General features: G+C 69.6%; 23 protein-coding genes. 15 read left to right on the top strand and 8 right to left on the bottom strand.

Features of this window, described 5'->3' with window-relative positions; all coding sequences use genetic code 11:
- The first annotated feature begins 5 nt into the window (after positions 1 to 5).
- Both AC1Q9M_RS15735 and AC1Q9M_RS15730 read left to right on the top strand, forming a co-directional pair.
- Positions 6 to 3,512: a hypothetical protein gene (locus AC1Q9M_RS15735; RefSeq protein WP_492434558.1), complete on the top strand. Its 3,507-nt coding sequence runs from the start codon at positions 6 to 8 to the stop codon at positions 3,510 to 3,512.
- A gap of 135 nt (positions 3,513 to 3,647) precedes the next feature.
- Positions 3,648 to 4,070, top strand: a complete 423-nt coding sequence (locus AC1Q9M_RS15730) for a hypothetical protein (protein ID WP_382163489.1) — start codon at positions 3,648 to 3,650, stop codon at positions 4,068 to 4,070.
- Positions 4,071 to 4,077: 7 nt separating this feature from the next.
- Here AC1Q9M_RS15730 and AC1Q9M_RS15725 read toward each other — a convergent pair whose 3' ends face one another.
- Entirely contained in the window at positions 4,078 to 4,995 is a 918-nt protein-coding gene (locus AC1Q9M_RS15725) for a LysR family transcriptional regulator (RefSeq protein WP_382327748.1), read from the bottom strand.
- 101 nt (positions 4,996 to 5,096) lie between these two features.
- Between AC1Q9M_RS15725 and AC1Q9M_RS15720 the strand changes: the two genes are divergently transcribed.
- Positions 5,097 to 5,741 carry an NAD(P)-dependent oxidoreductase gene (locus tag AC1Q9M_RS15720; RefSeq protein WP_492434557.1) on the top strand — a complete coding sequence of 215 codons (645 nt, stop codon included), beginning with the start codon at positions 5,097 to 5,099 and terminating at the stop codon, positions 5,739 to 5,741.
- 307 nt (positions 5,742 to 6,048) lie between these two features.
- Here the strand turns inward: AC1Q9M_RS15720 and AC1Q9M_RS15715 are convergent, their stop codons facing one another.
- Positions 6,049 to 8,127 carry an acetoacetate--CoA ligase gene (locus AC1Q9M_RS15715; RefSeq protein WP_492434556.1) on the bottom strand — a complete coding sequence of 693 codons (2,079 nt, stop codon included), beginning with the start codon at positions 8,125 to 8,127 and terminating at the stop codon, positions 6,049 to 6,051.
- Positions 8,128 to 8,257: 130 nt separating this feature from the next.
- On the opposite strand from AC1Q9M_RS15715, the gene AC1Q9M_RS15710 reads away from it, so the two are divergent.
- From AC1Q9M_RS15710 to fahA, 8 genes are all read left to right on the top strand, one after another.
- Complete coding sequence (locus tag AC1Q9M_RS15710) at positions 8,258 to 9,298, top strand: SMP-30/gluconolactonase/LRE family protein (RefSeq protein ID WP_382322691.1); 1,041 nt, start codon at positions 8,258 to 8,260, stop codon at positions 9,296 to 9,298.
- A gap of 83 nt (positions 9,299 to 9,381) precedes the next feature.
- Positions 9,382 to 10,101: a TetR/AcrR family transcriptional regulator gene (locus tag AC1Q9M_RS15705; protein WP_382322690.1), complete on the top strand. Its 720-nt coding sequence runs from the start codon at positions 9,382 to 9,384 to the stop codon at positions 10,099 to 10,101.
- Complete coding sequence (locus AC1Q9M_RS15700; protein WP_444687821.1) at positions 10,098 to 11,042, top strand: ABC transporter substrate-binding protein; 945 nt, start codon at positions 10,098 to 10,100, stop codon at positions 11,040 to 11,042. The genes AC1Q9M_RS15705 and AC1Q9M_RS15700 overlap by 4 nt, the downstream gene beginning before the upstream one ends.
- A gap of 35 nt (positions 11,043 to 11,077) precedes the next feature.
- Complete coding sequence (locus AC1Q9M_RS15695; protein ID WP_382163500.1) at positions 11,078 to 11,845, top strand: ABC transporter ATP-binding protein; 768 nt, start codon at positions 11,078 to 11,080, stop codon at positions 11,843 to 11,845.
- A 3-nt stretch (positions 11,846 to 11,848) separates the two neighbouring features.
- Entirely contained in the window at positions 11,849 to 12,598 is a 750-nt protein-coding gene (locus AC1Q9M_RS15690; protein WP_382322688.1) for an ABC transporter permease, read from the top strand.
- 61 nt (positions 12,599 to 12,659) lie between these two features.
- A complete protein-coding gene (locus AC1Q9M_RS15685) occupies positions 12,660 to 13,445 on the top strand; it encodes an ABC transporter permease (protein ID WP_492434555.1) in 786 nt (261 codons plus the stop codon).
- Between the two features lie 35 nt (positions 13,446 to 13,480).
- Entirely contained in the window at positions 13,481 to 14,290 is an 810-nt protein-coding gene (locus tag AC1Q9M_RS15680; protein WP_382163506.1) for a cyclase family protein, read from the top strand.
- 2 nt (positions 14,291 to 14,292) lie between these two features.
- On the top strand, positions 14,293 to 15,615 hold the full coding sequence (fahA, locus tag AC1Q9M_RS15675) for a fumarylacetoacetase (protein ID WP_492434554.1): 1,323 nt from the start codon (positions 14,293 to 14,295) through the stop codon (positions 15,613 to 15,615).
- 33 nt (positions 15,616 to 15,648) lie between these two features.
- On the opposite strand, the gene AC1Q9M_RS15670 is transcribed toward fahA, so the two are convergent.
- Positions 15,649 to 16,338, bottom strand: coding sequence for a TerC family protein (locus AC1Q9M_RS15670; protein ID WP_382322685.1), 690 nt, complete (start codon positions 16,336 to 16,338; stop codon positions 15,649 to 15,651).
- A 211-nt stretch (positions 16,339 to 16,549) separates the two neighbouring features.
- On the opposite strand from AC1Q9M_RS15670, the gene AC1Q9M_RS15665 reads away from it, so the two are divergent.
- Positions 16,550 to 17,851 carry a solute carrier family 23 protein gene (locus AC1Q9M_RS15665; RefSeq protein WP_382163510.1) on the top strand — a complete coding sequence of 434 codons (1,302 nt, stop codon included), beginning with the start codon at positions 16,550 to 16,552 and terminating at the stop codon, positions 17,849 to 17,851.
- Between the two features lie 6 nt (positions 17,852 to 17,857).
- On the opposite strand, the gene AC1Q9M_RS15660 is transcribed toward AC1Q9M_RS15665, so the two are convergent.
- Entirely contained in the window at positions 17,858 to 19,138 is a 1,281-nt protein-coding gene (locus AC1Q9M_RS15660; RefSeq protein WP_492434553.1) for an AsmA family protein, read from the bottom strand.
- A gap of 123 nt (positions 19,139 to 19,261) precedes the next feature.
- On the opposite strand from AC1Q9M_RS15660, the gene AC1Q9M_RS15655 reads away from it, so the two are divergent.
- A complete protein-coding gene (locus AC1Q9M_RS15655; protein ID WP_382163513.1) occupies positions 19,262 to 19,684 on the top strand; it encodes a hotdog fold thioesterase in 423 nt (140 codons plus the stop codon).
- Positions 19,685 to 19,696: 12 nt separating this feature from the next.
- Here AC1Q9M_RS15655 and AC1Q9M_RS15650 read toward each other — a convergent pair whose 3' ends face one another.
- Positions 19,697 to 20,056 (bottom strand): hypothetical protein, encoded by a 360-nt coding sequence (locus tag AC1Q9M_RS15650; protein ID WP_444687819.1) that lies wholly within the window; start codon positions 20,054 to 20,056, stop codon positions 19,697 to 19,699.
- Positions 20,053 to 20,619 (bottom strand): cob(I)yrinic acid a,c-diamide adenosyltransferase, encoded by a 567-nt coding sequence (locus tag AC1Q9M_RS15645; protein WP_291119221.1) that lies wholly within the window; start codon positions 20,617 to 20,619, stop codon positions 20,053 to 20,055. The genes AC1Q9M_RS15650 and AC1Q9M_RS15645 overlap by 4 nt, the downstream gene beginning before the upstream one ends.
- Positions 20,620 to 20,820: 201 nt before the next feature.
- Here AC1Q9M_RS15645 and AC1Q9M_RS15640 point away from each other — a divergent pair, with 201 nt between their 5' ends.
- Together AC1Q9M_RS15640 and AC1Q9M_RS15635 are read left to right on the top strand one after the other, a co-directional pair.
- Positions 20,821 to 21,048, top strand: coding sequence for a hypothetical protein (locus AC1Q9M_RS15640; protein ID WP_382163517.1), 228 nt, complete (start codon positions 20,821 to 20,823; stop codon positions 21,046 to 21,048).
- Between the two features lie 85 nt (positions 21,049 to 21,133).
- A complete protein-coding gene (locus AC1Q9M_RS15635) occupies positions 21,134 to 22,558 on the top strand; it encodes an FAD-binding oxidoreductase (protein WP_382163518.1) in 1,425 nt (474 codons plus the stop codon).
- Here the strand turns inward: AC1Q9M_RS15635 and AC1Q9M_RS15630 are convergent.
- On the bottom strand, positions 22,527 to 23,090 hold the full coding sequence (locus tag AC1Q9M_RS15630; protein WP_492434552.1) for a toxin-activating lysine-acyltransferase: 564 nt from the start codon (positions 23,088 to 23,090) through the stop codon (positions 22,527 to 22,529). The genes AC1Q9M_RS15635 and AC1Q9M_RS15630 overlap by 32 nt on opposite strands.
- On the bottom strand, positions 23,087 to 24,124 hold the full coding sequence (locus AC1Q9M_RS15625) for a TolC family outer membrane protein (protein ID WP_492434551.1): 1,038 nt from the start codon (positions 24,122 to 24,124) through the stop codon (positions 23,087 to 23,089). The genes AC1Q9M_RS15630 and AC1Q9M_RS15625 overlap by 4 nt, the downstream gene beginning before the upstream one ends.
- Positions 24,125 to 24,169: the final 45 nt, after the last annotated feature.

The raw sequence follows: 24,169 nt of genomic DNA, 5'->3' as shown, positions 1-24,169 counted from the left end.
ACATTTTGAGCACCATCAGCGCCTGCTTGCCGGTCTATTCATTCCCTCTGCCCTTCGGCGACCAGACGGTGGACTCCGATGAGAGGACGCTCATCGAAGACGCCCACTCCCCGGCCAACGGATCGTCGCCCTCCGACTCCGCCTGGGAGGCCAGCCAGATTCCCCTCGAGCTCTTGCGGCCGTCCTTTTTGCAGGCCGAGGGGCCCTCCCTCGACGTCCAGCAGCGGGTGGCCGACATCCTCCAGAGCGTGGCCTTCACCCCCCTGAAGGACGACCTCGACCCCCTCGTTTCCGCCCAACACTATTACCCAGTGTGGTGCGTCCTGCTGTACGCCACCGTCGGCGCGGGCTTCGGGACGGGCATCGATTTCCAGACGGGCGCCGAGCACCCGAATTCGGGGCTGCACAACCTGCCGGCGCTGGTCGTCGGCCTGGGACAGGCGGGCGACACCAAGATCACCTGGGACGGCATCCGCGGCGCGCTGGCGGGCCGCGAGCAGGAACTGGAAGCCTGCCGCGTCTACCTGAGCGCGGCGTCCGGCCTCCAGGCCCTGGCAGGCCTGGAGGCGGAGTTCCTGCGACGGCCTCCAGGCGCGCAGAACCCGCGCGACCTGTCATTGCTCAAGGAAGCTCAGGCCAGACTGCGGGCGCTGGCGGACACCCACGCGGCGACGTTCAAGCAGTGCCTGGAGCCGGGCCATCTCATCCCCCGCTGCCTGCTGGCCGGGGTGCGCGACGTCGGTTTCGGCTCGCTCTCCCTGCTCAAGACCGTCCCGTCGGCCGTGGTCAGCGGCCTGTCGACCAGCGGGCCGCTGACCGGCGCGGCCAAGAACATCGCCGTCGCCCTGCCCTACCTCTCCGGCTCCATGAACATGGTGACGGGCGTCCTCCACATCCTGCAGGCCGTCTGCGAGGGCATGGATGCCCGCCGGGAGCGCAAGACGCTGCTGTTGGCCGAGCGGTTCGACAAGAACGTCTTCGAAGCCCACGGCGCGGATTGCCCCGAGTTGCTGGAGCTGATGGAGCACCGCCACCAATGGCGGGAGTTGAAACGGCTGGACGCCAACCTGCTGGACCTGCACGGCTGGATCCGCGGCATCTACGGCGGCACCAGCCTGGGGGGCGCCGTGGCAGCCACAGCGCTGACCGCGCTGGGCGGCGGCGCCTTGTTCGGCGCCGCCACCATGGGCATCCCCGGCCTGGTGGGCATCCTCCTCGCGGGCGGCTACATGCTGTGGTACGGCATTCGCGCCAAGGTCAGGGCCGCTGAGCAGAAGCGCCACGACAAGGCCTGCCGCGCGGTGGCGGCCCACCACGACCGCAAGACCGGCGCGATGCCGGGCCTGGCCGACCCTGACCAGGGTCGCCCGATCCAGGCCATCGCGCGCAGCCTGGTCGATCGGCTTCTGGCGCCAACCACACAACACCGCACCCGGCAGATGCTGATCGCCCTCGGCCTCTCGCCCTCGGTGATCGACGCGGCCATCCATGGCGACCGCGAGCCGCTCACCCGGCTCATCGTGCAGCTGGGCTCGCAGGCCAGCTCCCCGTCGGAGGCCGAGGCGCTGCGGCGCTTCCATGCGCGTTCGGACGTTTCCGCCTGGGACCAGCTGATGGCCCTGGACCGGTGGCAAGCCCTCGGCCACGCGCCGACGGACATCGCCCGCCCGGCCGAGCCGGTCCAACCGCGCTGGACCCGGCACCTCGCGCCGGGCTCCGGCATGGGGGACCTTCGCCAATCGTCCCTGACCCCGCGGCTCATCCAGCGGCACTGGAACGATGAGGGCTTCCAGCCGTTCCTGCGCCGCCTGTGTGTGCACACCCACGAGGTGATGAACACGCCGCAAGACGCCTGGGACCTGCTGCAGACCCGCCGCCACGAGGCGAAACAGGAGGCGCAGGCGCGCGCCACCGTCGCCGGCTGGATCGCCGGCGGCCAGTGGCGCAACATCGAAATATGCCTGCGCGACGACCACGATTTCGCCAACGTCAAGTACCAGCAAGTCCTTCAGAACGGCTACGGCATCTCGCCGCGGGACGCGGGCGGCTTTCTGACCGTCCTGCAAGGGCACGCTCGGACCGCGCCCTTGCAGACCGACACGCTGGCGTCGTTCATGTCCATCTGCCAGGCCAGCGATGCGGCCGGCAAACGGCAGCTCGTGCCGCACGTGCAGGCGCTCGTGGAAGCCACCGTCAAGGGCATGCCTTCAGAAGGCGAGGCGTTCTATGCCGCGCTGGGCATCACCTCCCTCCACGACATGGATGCACGCAACGTGGATGCCGTGCTGCGGTTGCTGCAGCAATTCCTGTCCGTGTCCGAAAAACTGCGGGGCCAGACCCTGTCCAAGGTGGTGGCCTCACTGCATGCCTACCCCACGGGTGGCGGCTTTCCCGAGGCCCTCTGCCGCCTCGCGGCCTTGCGCGAGCTCCGCCTGCGCTGCGAAACGGCGGGCCGCTCCGTGGAGGACCCGGACGTCCAGCACGCGCTGGCGATGGCCCGACAACTGTCGGGGCAGAAACTGCACACCTGGACGATCGGTGCCGGCGAAGGCGGTGGTGTGTTCGGTTTTAAGGGCTACCGCCTGAACGATGAAGGCGCGTTCATCCGGTACCTGTTCGAGCGTTGCCTGGGCAGCCCCCTCTCCCCTTTGAACCTGTCCTCCACCTCGCTTGGGAAGTTGTCGCTGGCGTCGGCGGACCCCACGCACCAGGCCGCGCTGTACAGCGCCCCTGGGGCCTTGGAGAAGGCGCTCCAGAGCCGCGACCCTCGCCAGCGCAAGACCGCCCTGGCCTGCCTCGAGGCGCAGCTGCACACCGCCAGGGAGCGCGCGGAAGCCGCGCCCGACGCATCCGGCTGCGTCACCCATCTGCAGGCGTTCTTTCGCCTGGAGAAGCTCGCCCAACAACACGGCGTGGCGACGTCGACACCGAGGCTGGGCCACCCGCTGGACCCGAACCGGCTCAATTTCTACCGCGCCGCGCTGGCGTGGCCCAACAAGACCGCCCGCGCCAAGAACATCCAGGCGATCCAGACCGAGCTCGACCAGCTGAAAAGGGGCCACGCCACGGGCAATCCCTTCTGGTCGGCCAAGTTCCTGCGGTCGCAAAAGATCGCGGGCGCCGCCGAACTGCAGAAAATGCGGGCGCTCCATCCAGAGATCGCGGCAGGCTCGTACAAGGGCCTGGTGAAGGCGCTTCAGGCCTTGAGCCGCATGGGTGTGGCCGCCCTGCGCCAGGCCATCCACCGAGACACGGAGAAAGCCCGCCAGTGGATTCAAGTCCACTTCAGGTCCCGTGGCGTGCCGCTGCCAAGCGACTGGCAGGAGGGGCTGAAGGAGGCCGCCCAAAAAGGGCCCCTCGACCTGTTGATGGCGCTGTCGGCCCTGAAGGACCGGGCGGCCCAACAGCACTCGAAAGAACTGGCGAAGCGGCTGTGGTCCCATGCCGGCAGCGGGATCCACATGGGCCTCACCCACAGCACCAAGACCCCTTCCAGCGACGCACCGCTCTGAGGCCCGTGGCGGCAAGCACCGCAGCGGACGGGTGGCCGTGCGATGTAAGTCATCCGTCAGTTTGGCGGATGAGCATCAGCCGGCCCTCATGGCCCGCGGCGCCCCAGCCGAGACCACCGCGGCAAGGAGAACCCCATGCTGTCCAAGGCTGTCGTGCTGCTGTCGCTGGTCGCGCTGATCTTTCCCATGGTGTTCTTCACCTTTGCGTCGCCGCCACTGCTCATCCTGAAACACGACACGCCGCAGGACGCGCGTTTCGTCCGGGGCTTGTTCAACTACTACTACTCGGTGGTGGTGGTCGCCGCCAGCCTCGGGGCCCTGGGCCAGCTGGCGGTGGGCCGCGTCGCGGTGGGGCTGGCCATGGGCGGTGTGGCGGCCTTTGTCTTCGCGGTGCGCCGCTGGGTCGTCCCGCGCATGGACGCGCTGCGGGAACGGATCGCGGGCGGAGACGCCTCCGCCATCCCGAGTTTCCGGCGCCTGCACATGGCGGGCATCCTGCTCAACCTGGTGCAGGTGGGCGTGGTCGCCTGGGGCATGGCGAAGCTCGCCGCGCTGTAAGAGGCGCTCAGCCCGGCCGGGCCGCGAAGTGCTGCTGCAGGGCCTGCAGCGCATGGCGCACCTTGGCCGGTTGTTCGCCGCGCCGGGGCGTGACCGCAAACACCGCCGCCGGCTCCAGCCGCCAGTCCGGCAGCACGGGCGCAAGCCGACCTTCGGCCTGGGCCTGGCGCACGTCGTCGGCCATGCCCACGTACAGACCCCATCCCGCCAGCGCCATGGCCTGCAGCGCGGTCACCTGCGAGGCCAGCAGGCGCGCTTCGACGCGCACCTCTTCGCGCTCGCCTTGCGGGCCCTGGAAGCTCAGCGTGTCCACCGCCGTGCCGCGCGGCGGCAGGCCCAGCCAGTCGTGCCCGGCGAGTTCGCCTGGGTGGCGCGGCCAGCCGCGTTCGGCCAGGTAACGCGGCGCGGCGCAGAGCTGGCGCTGGAGTTCCCCCAGGCGGCGCGCGACCAGGGAAGAATCGGTGAAGCGGCCTACGCGCAGCGCAAGGTCCACCCGCTCGCCGATGAGGTCGATGGGCGTGTCGTCCAGCAACAGGTGCAGCCGCAGCCGGGGGTGGCGGCGCAGCGGTTCGAGCGCGCTGGCCAGCAGCTCGCCGAAGCCGATCGGCGCGGCCAGGCGCAGCTCGCCCTCGGGTTCGTCGCGCAGGCGCTCCAGCGCCTGGTCGGCACTGCGGGCCTGGGCGACCATGGCGGCGCAGGCGGGGTAATAACGCTCACCGGCCTCGGTGAGCGTGAGGCGGCGGGTGGAGCGGTGCAGCAGCACCAGTCCCAGGGCCTCTTCGAGCAGGCGCAGCTGCTGGCTCACGGCCGAGGGTGTGCTGCCCAGGCGGCGAGCGGCGGCGCTCAGCGAGCCGCTGTCCACGATCTCCGCGAACAGCGCCATGCGTTTGAGCTTGTCGGTCCAGGCGGTAGTTTCGCTGCTCATTGATTAGATTTTCTACAAGAAGAAAGCGGATTTTGCCGCCTACCGCGCTTTTCGTGTAGCCAGGACACTAGATCCATCCCAACCTTTTCAGGAGTCCCGTCATGAAGATCGCCCTCATCGGTGCCACCGGTTTCGTCGGCAGCGCCGTGCTCACCGAACTGCTTTCGCGCGGCCACAGCGTGACCGCCCTCGCCCGCCACCCCGACAAGCTGGCCGCCCAGCCCCGGCTGCAGATGGTGAAGACCGACGTGACCGACGCCGCGCAGGTGGCCCGGGCCGTGGCCGGCCACGGCGCCATCGTGAGCGCCTACAACCCGGGCTGGAGCGAGGCCGAGATCCACCGCCTGTTCGGCCTGGGCTACGACGGCATCCTGGCCGGCGCGAAGCAGGCCGGTGTGCAGCGCGTGCTGGCGGTCGGCGGCGCGGGCAGCCTGGAGGTGGCGCCCGGTCTGCAGCTGGTGGACACGCCCGAGTTTCCGGCCGAGTGGAAACAGGGTGCGCTGGCCGCGCGCGACCTGCTCACGCGCCTGCGGGGTGAGAAGGAACTGGAATGGAGCTTCATCTCTCCCCCCATCGCACTGGCGCCGGGTGAGCGCACGGGCCAGTACCGCACGGGTGGTGACCAGTTGTTGCCCGGCCAGGGCGAAGCGCCTGCCGGCATCTCGGTGGCTGATCTGGCGGTGGCGATCGTGGACGAAATCGAGACGCCCAAACACACGCGCCAGCGCTTCACGGTGGCGAACTGAGGGCTCACGCCGGCACGAACGGGGGAGGCCACCGGGTGCCCGGCTCCGCGGCTGTCCCCCGGGGCGGCTTCGCCGCCCCTCCTCCTTTACGCCGCTGCGCCGGACACCCGGTGACCTCCCCCTCTGTGGCACGCGGACGGTCGAACACCCCCGCCCACCCTCAGCACGCTGCGGCTCGCGAGTGCCGGGCGCTCTGCGCAGCGGGGTAAAGGAGGAGGCGGCACCAGCCGCCGGGGGACACCCGCGGAGCAGAGCGCCCGGCACTCGCGGGCCCACGAGGTGCAGGCGCGAAAACCTGGCAGAGCAGCTACGCCCGCGAAGCCGCGAATTTCACGTACCAATCCAGGCAGCCCGGGTTGGCCATGGCCTCGCGGTTGATGACCTTCTCCAGCGGCTGGCCGAGCAGCAGTTTCTTGATCGGCAGTTCCTGCTTCTTGCCCGAGAGCGTGCGCGGAATCTCGGCCACCTGAAACACGCCGTTGGGCACGAAGCGCGGCGACAGCGCGGTCTTGATGCTGTCGTTGATGCGCGCCTTGAGCGCATCGTCGAGCACGGTGCCTTCGCGCAACACCACGAACAGCGGCATGTAACTCTCGCGCCCGAGGTACTCCAGGTCCACCACCATGGAGTCCATCACCTCGGGCAGGGCCTCGACCGCGCTGTAGAGCTCGCTCGTGCCCATGCGCAGACCATGGCGGTTGATGGTGGCGTCCGAGCGGCCGTAGATCACGCAGGAGCCGTCCGCGCCGATGCGCAGCCAGTCGCCGTGCCGCCAGACCGCGCCGGCCTCAGGGCCGAGGTCGCCACCCCCGGGCTTGCGGCCCTGGCCCGGCGGGTAGGTGTCGAAATAACTGCCGATCAGGCGCTGGTGGTCCACGTCGCCCACGAAGTAGAGCGGCATCGACGGGATCGGTTGCGCGCACACCAGCTCGCCCACTTCGTCGATCACCGGCTGGCCCTGCTCGTTCCACGCTTCGACCGCGCAGCCCAGCAGCCGGCACTGCATGCGCCCGGGCGTCTGCGGCAGCTCGCGGTTGCCGCCGATGAAAGCGCCCGCGAAGTCGGTGCCGCCCGAAATGTTGCACCACCAGATGTCCTGCTGCGCCTCGCTCTTCGCGATGCGGCGGAACTGATCGGTGCCCCAGCGCTGCGCGTCTTCCGACAACGGTGATCCGGTGGTGCCGAGCGCGCGCACGGCGGACAGGTCGCCACACGCGGCCAGGTCGACGCCGGCCTTGATGCAGTTGGCGAAGAAGGCCGCGCCCGCGCCGAAGAAGGTCACGCCCAACTCGGCGGCGAAGCGCCAGAGCGTGGTCCAGTCGGGCTTGTCCTTGCTGCCGCCGGGGTTGCCGTCGTAGATCACGCAGGTGGTGCCGTTGAGCAGGCCGCTGGTCTGCGCGTTCCACATCACCCAGCCGGTGGAGCTGTACCAGTGGAAGCGCTCGCCCCAGCTGTTGGGGTGGTAGCTGCAGCCCACGTCGTTGTGCAGGATCTTGAGCGCCATGCCCACGATCACCGTGCCGCCATGGCCGTGCACGATGGGCTTGGGCAGGCCGGTGGTGCCGCTGGAATAGACGATCCACAGCGGGTGGTCGAACGGCAGCCACAAGGGTTCGAAGGCGGCGGTGGCGGCATCGTCGCGCGCGGTGGCGGCCGCGAAGCTGGCACAGGGCGATGCGGCCTGCAGCGCCTCGGCCTGCGCCGCCTCGCCTTCGGCCAGGTTGGTGTGCAGCACCACGTGGCGCACCGTGGGCAGGGCCGCGCGCAGCTCGGCCACCACCGCCAGGCGGTCGTGGTCGCGGCCGGCGTAGCTCACGCCGTCGCAGGCGATCAGCACCACCGGCTCGATCTGGCGGAAGCGGTCGAGCACGGCGTTGGTGCCCATGTCGGGCGCGCAGATGCTCCACACGCCGCCGATGGACACCGTGGCGAGAAAAGCCACCATGGCCTCGGGAATGTTGGGCAGGTAGGCCGCCACGCGGTCGCCCGGCTGCACGCCCTGGGCCTGCAGGTGCTGCGCGAGCGAGGCGACCTGGCGCCGCAGCTCGGGCCAGCTCAGCTCCACGTGCCGGCCCTTTTCATTGCGGCTCACCACGGCGGAAAAACCCGCCTCGTGCGCCGGCCGCACGTGGCGGAACACCTGCTGCGCGTAGTTCATGCGCGCGCCGGGAAACCAGGGTGCGCCGGGCATCACGTTCTTCGCCAGCACGGCCGTGTGCGGCGTGGGCGACTGCAGCTCGAAGTAGTCCCAGATGCTTTGCCAGAAGCCGTCGAGGTCGGTGATGGACCAGCGCCAGAGCGCGCCGTAGTCGTCGAAACGCAGGCCGCGGTGCTCGGCGAGCCATTGCTGGTAGAGGCGGATCTGGGGCACGTGGGGCGCGGTCATGCGCCGAGCTTAGACCGGGCCCGCGCCCGGTACGACTAGGGTTTGTACGGTTGTACAAGAATCGGCGCCAACCGTTCAATGCCCCCTTCGCCGGCCGCAGCCCGCGGCCCGCCTCATCGGGGAACCCACCATGCCTTCGACAAACAACCCGCTGGACGGCTTCCAGGTCGACCGCGCCGCCATCCGCACCATCGGCCAGGACCTGCAACGGCCCGAGTGCATCCTGGCCGAGCGCGACGGCACGCTGTGGGCGGCCGACGCGCGCGGCGGCGTCACGCGCATCGGCGCCGACGGGCAGCAGCGCTTCATCGGCCAGCGCGCCGACCAGCGCTTCGCCAGCGCCGCGCAGGCTTCGCTGCACGACGTGGAGGCCAAGTACACGCAGGGCACCTTGCCCAACGGCCTGGCCTTCGCGGCCAATGGCGACGTGCTGATCGCCAACTTCGGCACCGACCGGCTGGAGGTGATGGCGCGCGACGGCCAGACGCGCACGCTGCACGACACCATCGACGGCCAGGCGATCGGCAAGGTCAACTTCGTGCTGCGCGATTCGAAGAACCGCATCTGGCTCACCGTCTCCACGCGCGTGAACCCCTGGACCGTGGCGGCCAGCAGCCGCGTGCGCGACGGCTACATCGCGGTGGTGGACGAACGCGGCCTGCGCGTGGTGGCCGACGGCTTTCACTTCACCAACGAGATCCGTTTCGACGCGAACGAGGAATGGCTCTACATCGTCGAGACCACCGGGCCGCACATCAGCCGCATGCGCGTGGTGGAGTCGGCCCAGGGCGTCGCCCTGGCCGACCGCGAGGTGTTCGGGCCCTCCCACCTGGGCGGCTTCCCCGACGGCATCGCGTTCGACGCCTTCGGCAACCTCTGGTGCACGCTGGTGATGACCGACCAGCTGATCGCGCTCACGCCGCAGGGCGAGCGGCGCCTGCTGCTCGACGACGGCAACCCCGAGGCCTCGAAGGTGCTGCTGGACCACATGAACGACGGCACGCTCACCGCCGAGGACATGCTGCGCGCGCGCGGCACGCTGGCGCCCTGGATGGCCAGCGTCACCTTCGGCGGGCCCGACCTGCGCACGGTCTACATCGGTAGCCTCATGGGCACCACCATCCCCTTCTTCACCTCGCCCGTGCCCGGCCTGCCCATGGTGCACTGGTAACACACCAGCGCCCGCCTTCCGCACGACCCGGCCCAGGGTTTGTACGGGTGTACAACATTTTTGAACACATGTTCAATACCGCCATGCCGTCCCGCAAGCCTGAGCCTGCCCGTCGCCAGAAGAGTGCCGCGCCCCGCCCCGACCGCCAGCAGGCCATCCTGCTCGCGGCCGAGAAGCTGTTCGCGCAGCGCGGCTACCACGCGGTGACGATCCGCCAGATCGCCGAAGAGGCCGGCGTGCCGCTGGCGCTGGTGGCCTACTACCACGGCCCCAAGCAGGACCTGTTCCACGCGGTGTTCGCGCACTGGAGCCACACCATCGAGGAGCGGCTGGCCGCGCTGGACGCCGCCTCGCAGGACCCCGACGACCCGCAGACCCTGCCGCGCATCGTCGAGGCCTTCGTGGCGCCGGTGATCCGCATGCGCTCCAGCCCCGAGGGGCAGTTCTACGCCCAGCTGGTCGGCCGCGAACTGGCCTACCACGGCGAGGAGTCCGACCGCGTGCTGCGCGAGTTCTTCGACCCGCTGGCGCACCGCTTCATCGATGCGCTGCACCACGCCCTGCCGCGCGCCAGCCGCGCCGAGGCCGCCTGGGGCTACCAGTTCGCGCTCGGCGCCCTGCTGCACCACCTGGTGGATGTGCGCGTGGAGCGCCTCTCGCTCAACATCAACCGCGCCAACGACCCGGCCGCCGCCGAGCGGCTGGTGCGCTTCATCGTGGGGGGACTGCGCGCCGCGCTGTGCCCCCCGCCCCCGCTTTCGCCCCGCCCCCCGAGCAAAACCAACCACAGGAGACCCCAATGAAACGTCGCACCGCCCTGGCCGCCCTGGCCTCTGTTCCCGCCGCCGCCGTGAGCCTGCCGGCTTTCGCGCAGAGCCCCACCAAGATCGTGTTCGGCTACACCGCCGTGACCGACTTCGCCTCGGTGTTCGTCGCGGCCGAGAACGGCTACTTCAAGAAGCGCCTGCTCGACGTGGAGCTCAAGTTCATCCCGATCAACTCCACCATCCCGGCCGCGGTGCAGGCCGACTCGCTGCAGATCGGCGGCCCCACGCCCAGCGTGTACCTGCAGTCGGTGGACGGCGGCCTGGACCACGTGGTGGTCGCCGGTGCCGGCGTGACCTCCAAGACCATCACCGGTTTCGGCCTGGTGGCCAAGGCCGGCAGCGGCATCCGCAAGGCCCAGGACTGCGTGGGCAAGAAGATTGGCGTGCCCGGCCTGGGCGCCTTCCTGCACGTGACCTTCCGCGCCTGGCTCAAGAGCCAGGGCGTGGACTACACCAAGGTGAACTTCGTCGAAGCCTCGTTCCCGCAGCACGGCGACCTGCTGCGCGGCGGTTCGGTGGACGCCGTGGTGAGCGCCGACCCCTTCATGAGCCGCATCACCGACTCCGGCGTGGGTTACGTGGCCTCGTACTACTCGACCTTCCTGCCCGAGAACCAGCCCACCATCATCCACGTCGCGCGCCGCGACTGGGTGGCCAAGAACCCGTCGGCCGCGCGCGGCTTCCGCGAGGCCGTGCAGGAGGCCGCGGCCTTCATGAACCAGCCCAAGAACGACGCTGCCGTGCGCGCGGCCATCGGCAAGTACATCAAGCTGCCGCCCGAGGTGATCGCCAAGGTGCAGATCTCGCCCCCCATGGCGGTGGTGACCGAGAAGCAGCTCAGCTACTGGGTCGACCTCATGAAGGACCAGGGCATGCTCAAGACGGTGCCCGACGTGGCGCGCCTGATCGCCAAGTGAGGCACGCCACGCCCCACGCCAGCGCCGCTTCGACCATGACCGATACCGTTCTGCACTTCGACCGCGTCGCCATCGAACTCGGTGGCCGGCAAATCCTCTCACCCACCGAACTGACGGTGAAGCGCGGCGAGTTCGTGTGCGTGATCGGCCCCTCGGGCTGCGGCAAGACCACGCTGCTGCGCGCCGCCGCCGGCTTCGTGACGCCCAGCCAGGGCAGCGTGCGCCGCCAGGGCGCGCCCATCACCGGCCCGAGCCGCGAGGTGGCGTTCGTGTTCCAGGACTACGGGCGCGCCCTGCTGCCCTGGCGCACGGTGCAGGCCAACGTGAGCCTGGCGCTGGAGGCGGCGAACGTGCCGGCGGCCGAACGGCCCGCGCGCATCGAGCACGTGCTGAAAACCGTGGGCCTGGCCGCGCACGGGCACAAGTTCCCGGCGCAGCTCTCGGGCGGCATGCAGCAGCGCGTGCAGATCGCGCGCTGCCTGGCCCAGCGGCCCGACGTGATGCTGATGGACGAGCCCTTCGGCGCGCTCGACGCCATGACGCGCGAGACCCTGCAGGACGAGCTGGCGCGCCTGGTGCGCGAGGAAGGCCTGACGGTGATGTTCGTCACCCACGACCTGGAGGAAGCGCTGTACCTGGGCGACCGCGTGATCGCGCTGCGCAGCAACCCCACGCCCGAGCTGCCCAGCCTGGCCGCGCTGATCGACGTGCCGCTGCCACAGCCGCGCGACCAGCTCAGCACCAAGGAACACCCCGAGTTCCTGCGCCTGCGCCGCGAGCTCTACCACTACCTCGGGCACTGAACGATGAAGCTGAAGTCCCTTGCGTTCCCGGCCCTGCTGCTGGGCGCGCTGGAAATCTGGGCCCGCACCACGGGCCAGGGCAGCGATGCCATCGCCCCGCCCAGCGCCGCGCTGCGCGCCTTCGGCGGCGCGGTCACCGACGGCTCGTTGCTGGAGGCCACGGCCTTCACGCTCGGCACGGCCGCGCTCGGCCTGCTGATCGGCGCGCTCGGCGGCCTGCTGCTGGGCACCTTGTTGGGCCTGTCGCGCCGCGCCGCGCAGCTCGGTTTCCTGAGCGTGGAAGTCGCGCGCCCCATTCCGTCGGTGGCGCTGATCCCGCTGGCCATGCTGGTGTTCGGTTTCGGCCTGCGCATGGAACTCAGCGTGGTCGCCTTCGCCTGCCTGTGGCCCATGCTGGTGCTCACGCAGGCCGCGGTGCAACAGGTCGAGCCCCGCCTGCTGGAGGTGGCGCGCGCGCTGGAACTCACGCCGCGGCAGCGCTTCGCCTGGATCATCGGCCCGGCCATCGTGCCGCGCCTGTTCGTCGCGCTGCGCCTGGGCGTGGCGATCGCCCTGGTGGTCGCCGTCACGGTGGAGATCGCGGCCAACCCGCACGGCATGGGCTACGCGATGATGATCGCGCAACAAAGCCTGGACCCGGCGCTGATGCTGGCCTGGCTGGCCTGGATCGGTGTCGTGGGCTACGTCATCAACGTCGGCGCGCTCGCGCTGCAGCGCCGCGTGGCGCGCGCCATGGGGGAGCAGGCCGCATGAGCGCCGCGCAGGGCCGCCCCAAGCAAGCTCGCACCGCAGTGCGGAGCACGAAGGATTTCGAATGAGCGCCGCACACAAAACCAACCGCACCTTGAACGCGCTCGGCAGCGCCTCGGGCTCCGTGCTCGTGCTGGCCGCCTTCATCGCCCTGTGGTGGGCCGCCAGCACCAGCGGCTGGGTCAACCGCGCCTTCCTGCCCACGCCGCAGGCCACGCTGCAAAGCCTGGCGCAAGGCCTGGCCGGCGGCGACCTGGCGGCCTACACCTGGGCCACGCTCAGCCGCATGTTCAGCGGCTGGGTGCTGGCCAGCGCGCTGGGCATCGCCCTGGGCGCGCTGATCGGCAGCTCGCAGCGCGCCAGCGAATGGATCGGCCCGACCCTGGAGTTCATCCGCCCGCTGCCGGCTTCGGCCGTGATGCCGCTGGCCATCGCGCTGTTCGGCCTCTCCGGCGGCATGGTGCTGGCCGTGGTCGCCTTCGGTGCCATGTGGCCGGTGCTGCTGGCCACGCTGCACGGCCTGGCCAACGTGCACAAGCAGCTGCGCGAGGTCTCGCGCTCGCTGGAACTCAGCCACCTGGCCTTCGTGCTCAAGATCGGCCTGCCCAACGCCATGCCCGACATCCTGGCCGGCATGCGGCTGTCGATGACGGTCTCGCTCATCGTCTCGGTGGTGGGCGAGATGATCGCCTCGCAACCCGGCCTGGGCCAGGCCATTCTGCTGGCCGCGCGCTCGTTCCAGGCCAGCGAACTCTTCGCCGGCATCGTGCTGCTCGGCGCCATGGGCTTTGCCAGCAACGTGGTGCTGGCCCTGGCCGAACGCTCGCTGTTGCGCTGGCAACGCCCCTGATTCCCAACATCACCGCCCCACTGGAGAACACCGCCATGCCCCGCAAATTCATCGACCTGTCCATCTACCTGGAGAACGACGTGGTGAGCGACCCGCCCGCGTTCGCCCCCAAGATCCAGTACTTCACGCACGACAACACCTTCGAGCAGATCGAGCCCTTCTTCCCCGGGTTGAAGAAGGAAGACCTGCCCGACGGCGAGGGCTGGGCGGTGGAGCTGGTGCAGCTCTCCACGCACAACGGCACCCACCTGGATGCGCCCTACCACTTCCACTCCACCATGGACAAGGCGCTGGGCGAGAAGAAGCCCGCGATCGCGATCCACGACGTGCCGCTGGAGTGGTGCTTCCAGCCCGGCGTGAAGCTGGACTTCCGCCACTTCGCCGACGGCTACGTGGTCACGGCCGCCGACGTGGAAGCCGAGTTGAAGCGCATCAACCACACCCTCAAGCCGCTGGAGATCGTGGTGGTGAACACGCGCGCCGGTTCGCGCTACGGCCACAACGACTTCGTCTCGGCCGGCTGCGGCATGGGCTACGAAGCCACCATGTATTTGCTGGAACGCGGCGTGCGCCTGACCGGCACCGACGCCTGGAGCTGGGACGCGCCCTTCGTGCACACCGCGCAGAAGTATGGCGAGACGAAAGACGCCTCGCTGATCTGGGAAGGCCACAAGGCCGGGCGCGACATCGGCTACTGCCACATCGAGAAGATGCACAACCTCGAGGCCTTGCCGGCCGACGGGTTCTTCATCTCCTGCTTCCCCCACAAGATCCGAGGCGCCTCGGCGGGTTGGACCCGTGCCGTGGCCATCTTCGACGACGCCCTCCAAGCCACCGCCGCATGACCATGGAACTCAACCACACCCACGACGCGAACACCCGCAGCTGGCTCGAATCGGCCAACGCCCCGGGCACCGATTTCCCGATCCAGAACCTGCCCTTCGGCGTCTTCCGCCGCAAGGGTTCCAGCGAGGCCTTCCGCGGTGGCGTGGCGATCGGCGACCAGGTGATCGACCTGGCCGCGATCGCGCGCGACAACGCGGTCTCGGGCCCGGCTTCGCAGGCCGTCAACGCCTGCACCGGTGACGCGCTCAACGACTTCCTGGCCCTGGGCCCGACCGCCTGGCGCGCGCTGCGCCACGCGCTGTTCGACCTGCTCAAGACCGGCGCCAACGGCCCCGGCGTGAACGCGCTGCGCGCCAGCCTGGTGCCACAGGCCGAGGTGGAGATGCGCGTGCCCACGCGCATCGGCGACTACACCGACTTCTACACCTCGATCCACCACGCGCGCAACGTGGGCCGCGTGATGCGCCCGGACGACCCGCTCACGCCCAACTTCCAGTGGCTGCCGATCGCGTACCACGGCCGCGCCTCCAGCGTGGTGGTCAGCGGCACGGCGTTTCGCCGCCCCATGGGCCAGGCCATGGCACCGGGCGCCGCCGCGCCGGCCTACGGCCCCTGCCACCGGCTCGACTACGAGCTGGAGATGGGCTTCTACATCGGCCCGGGCAACGCCATGGGCCAGCCGATTCCGCTGGTCGAAGCCGAGCAGCACATCTTCGGCATGTGCCTGCTCAACGACTGGTCGGCGCGCGACCACCAGTTCTGGGAAATGGCGCCGCTCGGCCCCTTCCTGGGCAAGAACTTCTGCACCACGGTCTCGCCCTGGATCGTGACGCTGGAAGCGCTCGCGCCCTACCGCGTGCCCTTCGCGCACCCGGCCGACGAGCCGCAGCCGCTGGCCTACCTGGACAGCGCGGCCAACAGCGAGCGCGGCGGCGTGGACGTGCAGCTCGAAGTGCGGCTGGAGTCGCGCGAGCACCGCGAGCGCGGCATCGCGCCCGACCGCCTCTCGGCCACGAGCTTTCGCCACCAGTACTGGACCATCGCGCAGATGGTCGCGCAGCACAGCGTGGGCGGCTGCAACCTGCAGCCCGGCGACCTGCTGGGCACCGGCACCATCTCGGGCCCCACGCACGCCGAGGCCGGCGCCATCGTGGAACTCAGCGTGGGCGGCACAAAGGACGTGCCGCTGCCGGGCATCGGCGCGCAGCGCCGCTTCCTGGAAGACGGCGACACGGTGATCCTGCGCGGCTGGTGCGAGAAGCCGGGCGCGGCGCGCATCGGCTTCGGCGAGAGCCGGGGCGAGGTGCTGCCCGCGATCGGTTGAGAGACGGGCGGGGCCAGGGCGCTGGCGCCCCCCTCAGGCCTCGGCCTTGCTCGTGGCGCGGGCCTGCATGAACTTGCCCAGCCCCACCACCAGCAGCGCCCCCGTGGCCGCCGCGACGTAGTGCAGCCAGGGGTGGGCCATGGTGTAGCCCTGCATCAGGTGGTCGTTGACGACGGTTTCGCCGCCAACCCAGCCGATCAGGGCGGCGCCCAGGGTCACGATGACCGGGAAGCGCCCCATGAGCTTGATCATCAGCGTGGAGCCGAAAACCACCAGCGGAATGCTGATCGCCAGGCCCAGGATCAGCAGCACCATGTTGCCCTGCGCCGTCGCGGCCACGGCGATCACGTTGTCCAGGCTCATCACCAGGTCGGCGATCAGGATGGTGCGGATGGCGGCCATCATCGTGCCCGTGCCCTTGTGGTGCCCGTCCTCGCCGTCTTCGTCGCCGCTGAGCAGCTGGTAGCCGATCCACAGCAGCAGCACGCCGCCGATGACCTGCAGGAACGACAGCTCCAGCAGCTTGGCCGCCACCACCGTGAGCACGATGCGCAGCACCACGGCCGCGCCCGAGCCGAACAGGATGGCCTTGCGTTGCTGCTCGGCCGGCAGCGAGCGCGCCGCCAGGGCGATGACGACGGCGTTGTCGCCCGACAGGATGATGTTGATCCAGATGATCTTCACCAGACCGACCCAGAAGTCGGCGGTGCTGAGGAATTCCATGGTGTCTCCAGCGTTTCGGGTTTGAAGGGTGAAGGCGCACTTTAGGAGCGAAAAACGGCCTCCCTCATGCGGGGTTCTGCGTAAACTTTGCGCGCCTTGGGGTCGAAACTTAAGCGTGTTAAGTCTGCTGCGGCTCAGAGGCTTTGCGGGCACAATGCCTGCGGCGCGAGGGGCGCCTTTTTTCACAACACGACAACGAGGAGACCGTGCCATGGGCATGTTCAACTGGACGGAGAAATCGGCTTCCACGCTCAACCAAGGCGGCGTGATCGCGCCCGATGAGCGCCTGCCCTGGCCACAGACGGCGGTGATGGGCGTGCAGCACCTGATCGCCATGTTCGGCGCCACGGTGCTCGCCCCCATCCTGATGGGCTTCGACCCCAACGTCGCCATCCTCATGAGCGGCATCGGCACGCTGATCTTCTTCCTCATCACCGGCGGCAAGGTGCCCAGCTACCTGGGTTCGAGCTTCGCCTTCATCGGCGTGGTGATCGCCGCCAGCGGCTACGCGGGCCCGGGCCCCAACGCCAACATCGGCGTGGCGCTGGGCGGCATCATCGCCTGCGGCCTGGTCTACACCCTCATCGGCGCCATCGTGCAGGCCGTGGGCACGGGCTGGATCGAGCGCTTCATGCCGCCCGTGGTCACCGGCGCGGTGGTCGCGGTGATCGGCCTGAACCTGGCCGGCATCCCCATCAAGAACATGGCGCCCACCGGCTTCGACGCCTGGATGCAGGGCATCACCTTCGTCTGCGTCGCGCTGGTGGCCGTGTTCACCAGCGGCATGGTCCAGCGCCTGCTGATCCTCATGGGCCTGATCATCGCCAGCATCCTCTACGCCGTGCTCACCAACGGGCTGGGCATGGGCAAGCCGCTGGACCTCTCCGGCATCGCCAACGCCGCCTGGTTCGGCATGCCCAGCTTCAGCGCGCCGGTGTTCCAGATGAACGCCATGCTGCTGATCGCGCCGGTGGCCATCATCCTGGTGGCGGAGAACCTGGGCCACATCAAGGCCGTGACCGCCATGACCGGCCGCAACCTGGACCAGTACATGGGCCGCGCCTTCATCGGCGACGGCGTGGCCACCATGGTGGCCGGCAGCGCGGGCGGCACCGGCGTGACGACCTACGCCGAGAACATCGGCGTGATGGCCGCGACCAAGATCTACTCCACCGCGATCTTCCTGGTGGCGGGCCTGATGGCCGTGTTGCTGGGCTTCAGCCCCAAGTTCGGCGCGCTGATCCAGGCCATTCCGCTGGCCGTCATGGGCGGCGTGTCCATCGTGGTGTTCGGCCTGATCGCCATCGCCGGCGCCAAGATCTGGGTCGACAACAAGGTCGATTTCTCCGACAACAAGAACCTGCTGGTGGCCGCGATCACGCTGATCCTGGGCACGGGCGACTACACGCTGAAGTTCGGCGGCTTCGCGCTGGGGGGCATCGGAACGGCCACCTTCGGCGCGATCATCCTGTACGCCCTGCTCAACCGCGGCCGGGCCACGCCCAAGGCCTGAGCCTCCTCACCGGCGCGTGCGCTCGGGGGCGGCCTTGTCCGCCCCCACCTTCGGCGGCCCGCTGACCGCGCCGCCGATCCGGGACCCGATGGCGGTGCCGATGCCCGGCAGGATCGCCGTGCCGACCGCCGCCCCGGCCAGGGCGCCCCAGGAAATCTCCACCGCCGGCTCGCGCGTGGGCCCCTTCGCGGCGAAGGGCACGCTCACGATGCCGCCGCCGATCGCCAGCTCCCCTTGCGCGTCGATCTGCTGGCGGTGCAGCGTGGCCTTGCCCGTGGCGCTGTAGCTGCCCGCCACCGCCTTCACCTCGGTGAACTCCGTCCGCATGCCCTGTTCGGTGTTGCGCGTGGCCATGACGCCGCTGAGGCTGTCCAGCGGCGTCTGGCCGGCGCGGTCCTCGCCCAGGGACTTGATGGCCTTGTCCAGGTCGATGCGCAGCAGGCGGGCGCGCTCCACGTCGAGCACGCTGCGCGTGCGCAGCGAGCGGAACAGCTCGACCGCCGTGTCGCCTTCGGCGCTCAGTGCCGTTTGGCCCGAGGCAAGGCCACCGACGAACGAGCGCCGGTGAAAGGCGTCCATCAGCGCAGCCACGTCCACGCGCCTTGGCGCGAGTTCCCCTTGGAGCACCATGCGGCCGTCGGCCGAGGTGGCCAGCCGTGCCTGGCCGTTCGCCGATCCGCCACCCGCCTGCACACGCAGTTGGTAGAGGTCCGCGCCGGCTTCGGCTCGGCCGTCGCGCGTGGCGTCCAGCGAGACCGGTGGATTCGCGTCCGGCCGGCGGATCTGCAGGCGGCCCGGCCGACGGTCCTCGTCCAGCTCGATCTCGCCCTCGTACACCACCGGCACCTCGCTGTAGGAGATGTAGGTCACGTCGGTGAACACGATCGAGCGCAGGACCAGCGTGCCCGCCTGGCGGTCCGTGGTCTTGCCCCGGTAGGCGGCCAGCGCCTTGCGCGGCACCACGGCGCCATCCACCTCCAGGCGGTCGATGACCAGTCGCTTGCGCCACAAGGGCATGAGCTGGGGGCGGATCGCGATGCGCCGCACCTCGATGGCTTCGGCTTGTTCGGTGCGGGCGTCCAGCACCTCGACTTCCGGCACGCCGAGCACGCGCCAGCGCACCGCGCCCACCACGAGCTTCTGGCCCAGGCGGGCCTCGAATTCGGCCTCCACCCGCCGCGCCAGCTCGTCATCGCTGGGCAGCCACGCCCACACGGCCAGGCAGGCGAACACCAACAGCGCCACCAGGGCGGCTGCGGCCAGGGCCCAGCGGCGTGCGAGTGTCATGAAGGGGTTGCTCCAACCTGGATGGTGCGGGCGCGCGCCGCCGCCGTCTGTAGGCATTCGCCGCCTTCTGCGAAGGAAACCGGCCGTCTCCTATAGTGACCCCACCATCACAGGAGCCCGACCTTGCCCATCTGGAAAAAACCCATCTCCGTCGCCGAACTCACCGCCATCCACAAGGACACCGCCGTGCAACACCTCGGCGTGGAGTTCCTGGAGGTCGGCGACGACTTCATCCGCGCCCGCGTGCCGGTGGACACCCGCACCAAACAACCGTATGGCCTGCTGCACGGCGGCGTGAGCGTGGTGCTGGCGGAGACGCTGGGCTCGTGCGGCGCGGCCTACAGCTGCCCCGAAGGCCACCGCGCGGTGGGCCTGGACATCAACGCCAACCACCTCAAGGGCGCCACCAGCGGCTGGGTGACCGGCGTCACGCGGCCGGTGCACATCGGCCGCACCACGCAGGTCTGGCAGATCGACCTGACGAACGAGGCGGGCGAACTCACCTGCGTCTCGCGCATCACGATGGCGGTGCTGGGGCCGCGCTGACCGGTCGGCGGCTCAGCCGCGTTCGCAGCGCCCCTGCGCCGTGGCCTGGCCCCGGAAGTCGCTGGTCCAGGTCTGGGCGGCGGTGTCGATCTGGATGCGCTCGTTGTCGACCGCGGTGAGGATCACGGTCTCCCGCACCGTGAAGGTGTAGACCGGCACGCCGTCGATGTGCACCGAGCGCACGCGCTTCTTGTCGTAGCCGATGCGCACGGTGCGCGTCCACGTGGTGCGCGCGGGCTGGTAGGCCGCCTCGCACACCAGCGTCACCTCACTCGCCGCGTCGGCCTTCTTGCCCTTGCCTTGCGCGGCGGCAGGCCCCACCACCCCGGTGGCCAGGCCCAGCACCAGCCAGGCGGCGACGGCGACCCTCATGGTGCGTCGGCCTTGGCCAGACGCTCGCTCTTCCAGTAGACGTCGTCACCGCCGTTCATGCGGTTGAGCACACGCGCGAGCACGAACATCAGGTCGCTCAGGCGGTTGAGGTACTGGCGCGGCGTTTCCTTCAGCTCTTCGGCTTGACCCAACGCAACCACGGCGCGTTCGGCGCGGCGCGCCACCGTGCGGCACACATGGGCCTGGCTGGCCGCGCGGTTGCCGGCAGGCAGGATGAACTCCTGCAGGCGCGGCAGGGCCTCGTTGTGCGTGGCCAGCGCCTCGTCGAGCGCGAGCACGGCCTCGGGCTTGAGCAGTTCAAACCCCGGGATGGACAGTTCACCGCCCAGGTTGAACAACTGGTGCTGGATCTCCACCAGCAGCTGGCGCACGCCCTCGGGCATCTCCTCGCACAGCAACACGCCGATGTGCGAGTTGAGCTCGTCCACGTCGCCCATGGCGTGCACGCGCAGACTGTCCTTGGAAACGCGGGTGTTGTCGCCCAGCCCGGTGGTGCCGGCGTCGCCGGTGCGGGTGGCGATCTGGGTGAGTCGGTTGCCCATGAAATGCCTCTTGTTGGCCGATGGTGAGACAGCGATTGTCCCCGAGGTCGGGCATCCGGCCGGAACCCGTAACCGGATGAGGGGAAATGTGTCTGAGGCAAAGGTGTTTGGCAGAGCGCAACGGCAGGCAAAAGCGCTTGGCCCGGGCCGGTGATGCGGGCGTAATGCGGCTTCGTTCCCCGTTTCAAAGGAGTCACACCGATGTCCCGCTTTCGTCTCCAGTCCCCGCTCTCCATCTCGGATTTCGAGAAACGCAGCGTGCAGCTGATGGCCGCCTGCGCCCTGGGGCTGGCCGGTCTCTCCAGCGTGCAGGTCGCACCGCCCACGCGCCACGCCCTCTCCGCCTTCACCCCGTCCTCGCGCCAGGCCGACACACCGCGTCCCGTGCGCCTGAACCCCCACACCGCCCTCCTGCCCGCCCGCCGCTGAGGGCGGGGCGCCCGGGCCGCACACGGCGGCCCCCAAGGCTTAAACTGACCGACTGCACACCCCACTGCTGCCGGAGACAAGCCCCATGAACGCCCCCACCGCCCTGAGCCACCTCACCCCCGAAGTCCACCAGCGCGCCGTCCCGGCCGAGTTCCTCACGGCCCTGCAGGCGCGATTCGGCGCGCAATGCTCCACCGCCCTGGTGGTGCGCGAGCAGCACGGGCGCGACGAGTCGGTGTACGAGGTGCCGCCGCCGGTGGCCGTGGTGTTCGCCGAGAGCACGCAGGACGTGGCCGATGCCGTGAAGCTGGCCGCCCAGCACCGCGTGCCGGTGATTCCCTTCGGTGTGGGCTCCTCGCTCGAAGGCCACCTGCTGGCCGTGCAGGGTGGCATCAGCATCGACGTGAGCCGCATGAACAGCGTGCTGTCCATCAACGCCGAAGACCTGACCGTGACCGTGCAGCCCGGCGTGACGCGCAAGGCGCTCAACGAGGCGGTCAAAAGCGAAGGCCTGTTCTTCCCGATCGACCCGGGCGCCGACGCCTCCATCGGCGGCATGTCGGCCACGCGCGCCTCGGGCACGAACGCGGTGCGCTACGGCACCATGCGCGAGAACGTGCTGGCGCTCGAAGTCGTCACCGCGCGCGGCGAGGTCATCCGCACCGGCACGCGCGCCAGGAAAAGCAGCGCCGGCTACGACCTCACGCGCCTGATGGTGGGCAGCGAAGGCACGCTGGGCGTGATGACCGAGATCACGCTCAAGCTCTACCCGCTGCCCGAAGCCATCTCGGCCGCGACCTGCTCCTTCCCCACCATCGAAGCCGCGGTGCGCACCGTGATCCAGGTGATCCAGCTCGGCGTGCCGATCGCGCGCTGCGAGCTCATCGACCACAACACCGTGCGCATGGTCAACACGCACAGCAAGCTCGGCCTGCGCGAAGAGAACATGCTGCTGATGGAATTCCACGGCTCGCCCGCGAGCGTGAAGGAACAGGCCGAGACGGTGCAGGAGATCGCCAGCGAGTTCGGTGGCAACGCCTTCGAATGGGCCGACACGCCCGAGGAGCGCACGCGCCTGTGGACGGCGCGGCACAACGCCTACTTCGCCGCGATCCAGAGCAAGCCCGGGTGCCGCGCGATCTCCACCGACACCTGCGTGCCCATCAGCCGCCTGGCCGACTGCCTGCTGGACTCGGTGAGCGAGGCCGACGCGGCCGGCCTGCCCTACTTCCTCGTCGGCCACGTGGGCGACGGCAACTTCCACTTCGGCTACCTGATCGACCCCAACAAGCCCGAAGAGCACACGCTGGCCGAGGAACTCAACCACAAACTGGTGGCGCGCGCGCTGAGCCTGGAAGGCACCTGCACCGGCGAACACGGCGTGGGCCTGCACAAGATGGACTTCCTGGTGACCGAGGCCGGCACCGGCGCGGTCGACATGATGCGCACCATCAAGCGCGCGCTCGACCCGGACAACATCATGAACCCGGGGAAGATCTTCGCGCTTTGATCGCTCCGGCGTCCAAGCCCTCCACCGGTGGCCAACGCAGCTCCTGAGGGGATTGTTCGGGCAAAGGCACAAGCTGGCGCAATTCCCGCCCCGCGAGTTGGGTGCTGCGCAACTCCTCCAGCATTTCACGCGCCCCACCATAGGGCGTGAATACATCGATCAGCCACGCCTGTTCGCCGCTGTTCCAATCCTGCAGCGCCAAGCGATGCGGCGATTGGCGCCAGCGGCAGGCGGCTTCTTCCGACAGCAGGGCCCAGGACGCATAGCCCACAGGCGCGTCGCCGCGCATGAAGAGCCGCGCCTGCCCCAGCATCAGCGGGGGCAGAACGCGCCACTCCAGGTCGGCCAACAGGGAGGCCCGAAAAGCGGACTGCTGCAGCATCAGCCAAGTCACAGCGCCCAGCATGGGAATTTTCTGCAAGGTGTTCTGGGCCTGAGTTCGCGCCAGTTCGGCGAGTGCATGAACGGTGTCGGCCGGCTCCGGCGAACCTGGGATGGACGTGTGCATCGATGGGTTGGAAAGCGTGGTCATGGAAGTCGGGGCGCAAGAAGCGCGTTGCTGGCGGCCAGATCGGCCTCGGACAGTTCGCCCACCGCGGCCTTGAGCCGCAGGGCACTCATCAGGCTGTCGGCCCGGGCCTTGTGCCAGTCGCGTTGGGCGGTGTGCAGCTGCTGTTGGGCATTGAGCACATCCGTGTTGATGCGCGTGCCAATGCGGTAGCCAATGCGGTTGGACTCGAGAGCGGCCTCGCTGGAACGCACCGCCGAAGCCAGTGCCTCCACCTGCGCCTGCCCGTTGGCCAGCCCGGCGTAAGCCTGACGCGCCAGCGTGGACGCCTGCCGCCGCGCGGCTTCCAGCTCTTCCTCCGCCTTGTCGCACAACGCCAAGGCCTCGCGCACGCGGGATTGGGTGCCGCCACCCGCGTAGAGCGGCAACGTGAAGGTCACGCCCAGCTGGGCCGTGCGCACCCGGCTGGCAATGTCCGCTGGCGACCCCATGCTGCCCGAAGCGTAGGCCGGGCCGTAGTTCGCCGTCAGGTCCAGCGACGGTGAGTGGCCGGCCGTCTGGCGTTTCACATCCGCACGCGCGGCGTCCACAGCGGCCTGCTGGAGCCTCACCCCCGGGTGCCCCGCCCGTGCGGCATCCAGCCAGCGGTCGAGCCCACCCTCAGGCAACGGCGGCAAGGCGGCCACAGGGTCCATCGGTTGCAGCGCGCCCGGCGCATCGCCCAAGAGCCGCTGCAGCTCCGCCTGGCGCAATTCCACATCGTTTTGAGCCGCCACCCACTGCGCCTGAACCGCATCGCGCCTGGCTTGCGCCTCGTGGACGTCCGTGACGGCACCGGTGCCCACTTCGTAGTTTCGCGTCGCCAACGCCAGTTGCTGCTCCACGGCGGTCCGATAAGAGCCCGCCGCGCGCACGCCTTCCTGGGCCACCAGCACATCCAGATAGGACTGAGCGGCACGCAACAGAAGATCCTGCTCCGCCTGATGGAACTGCTCACGTGCCTGGGCATGCAGGGCTTCGGCCTGGCGCCAACCCGCGTGGTTCCCGATGGTGGCCACTTTCGATCAACCGCCCGCCGTCGAGCACCAACACGCGGTCCGCCA

It is taken from the genome of Hydrogenophaga sp. GW823-FHT04C09, assembly GCF_058796355.1.
The sequence above is the reverse complement of the archived record's forward strand: the minus strand, read 5'-3'. Positions and strand labels throughout refer to the sequence as shown.

What these genes read in the sequence shown, in the direction of transcription:
- AC1Q9M_RS15730 (WP_382163489.1), top strand. Translation starts at nt 3,648, where the DNA reads ATGCTGTCCAAGGCTGTCGTGCTGCTGTCGCTGGTCGCGCTGATCTTT.
- AC1Q9M_RS15725 (WP_382327748.1), bottom strand. Translation starts at nt 4,995, where the DNA reads ATGAGCAGCGAAACTACCGCCTGGACCGACAAGCTCAAACGCATGGCG.
- AC1Q9M_RS15720 (WP_492434557.1), top strand. Translation starts at nt 5,097, where the DNA reads ATGAAGATCGCCCTCATCGGTGCCACCGGTTTCGTCGGCAGCGCCGTG.
- AC1Q9M_RS15715 (WP_492434556.1), bottom strand. Translation starts at nt 8,127, where the DNA reads ATGACCGCGCCCCACGTGCCCCAGATCCGCCTCTACCAGCAATGGCTC.
- AC1Q9M_RS15710 (WP_382322691.1), top strand. Translation starts at nt 8,258, where the DNA reads ATGCCTTCGACAAACAACCCGCTGGACGGCTTCCAGGTCGACCGCGCC.
- AC1Q9M_RS15705 (WP_382322690.1), top strand. Translation starts at nt 9,382, where the DNA reads ATGCCGTCCCGCAAGCCTGAGCCTGCCCGTCGCCAGAAGAGTGCCGCG.
- AC1Q9M_RS15700 (WP_444687821.1), top strand. Translation starts at nt 10,098, where the DNA reads ATGAAACGTCGCACCGCCCTGGCCGCCCTGGCCTCTGTTCCCGCCGCC.
- AC1Q9M_RS15695 (WP_382163500.1), top strand. Translation starts at nt 11,078, where the DNA reads ATGACCGATACCGTTCTGCACTTCGACCGCGTCGCCATCGAACTCGGT.
- AC1Q9M_RS15690 (WP_382322688.1), top strand. Translation starts at nt 11,849, where the DNA reads ATGAAGCTGAAGTCCCTTGCGTTCCCGGCCCTGCTGCTGGGCGCGCTG.
- AC1Q9M_RS15685 (WP_492434555.1), top strand. Translation starts at nt 12,660, where the DNA reads ATGAGCGCCGCACACAAAACCAACCGCACCTTGAACGCGCTCGGCAGC.
- AC1Q9M_RS15680 (WP_382163506.1), top strand. Translation starts at nt 13,481, where the DNA reads ATGCCCCGCAAATTCATCGACCTGTCCATCTACCTGGAGAACGACGTG.
- fahA (WP_492434554.1), top strand. Translation starts at nt 14,293, where the DNA reads ATGGAACTCAACCACACCCACGACGCGAACACCCGCAGCTGGCTCGAA.
- AC1Q9M_RS15670 (WP_382322685.1), bottom strand. Translation starts at nt 16,338, where the DNA reads ATGGAATTCCTCAGCACCGCCGACTTCTGGGTCGGTCTGGTGAAGATC.
- AC1Q9M_RS15665 (WP_382163510.1), top strand. Translation starts at nt 16,550, where the DNA reads ATGGGCATGTTCAACTGGACGGAGAAATCGGCTTCCACGCTCAACCAA.
- AC1Q9M_RS15660 (WP_492434553.1), bottom strand. Translation starts at nt 19,138, where the DNA reads ATGACACTCGCACGCCGCTGGGCCCTGGCCGCAGCCGCCCTGGTGGCG.
- AC1Q9M_RS15650 (WP_444687819.1), bottom strand. Translation starts at nt 20,056, where the DNA reads ATGAGGGTCGCCGTCGCCGCCTGGCTGGTGCTGGGCCTGGCCACCGGG.
- AC1Q9M_RS15645 (WP_291119221.1), bottom strand. Translation starts at nt 20,619, where the DNA reads ATGGGCAACCGACTCACCCAGATCGCCACCCGCACCGGCGACGCCGGC.
- AC1Q9M_RS15640 (WP_382163517.1), top strand. Translation starts at nt 20,821, where the DNA reads ATGTCCCGCTTTCGTCTCCAGTCCCCGCTCTCCATCTCGGATTTCGAG.
- AC1Q9M_RS15635 (WP_382163518.1), top strand. Translation starts at nt 21,134, where the DNA reads ATGAACGCCCCCACCGCCCTGAGCCACCTCACCCCCGAAGTCCACCAG.
- AC1Q9M_RS15630 (WP_492434552.1), bottom strand. Translation starts at nt 23,090, where the DNA reads ATGACCACGCTTTCCAACCCATCGATGCACACGTCCATCCCAGGTTCG.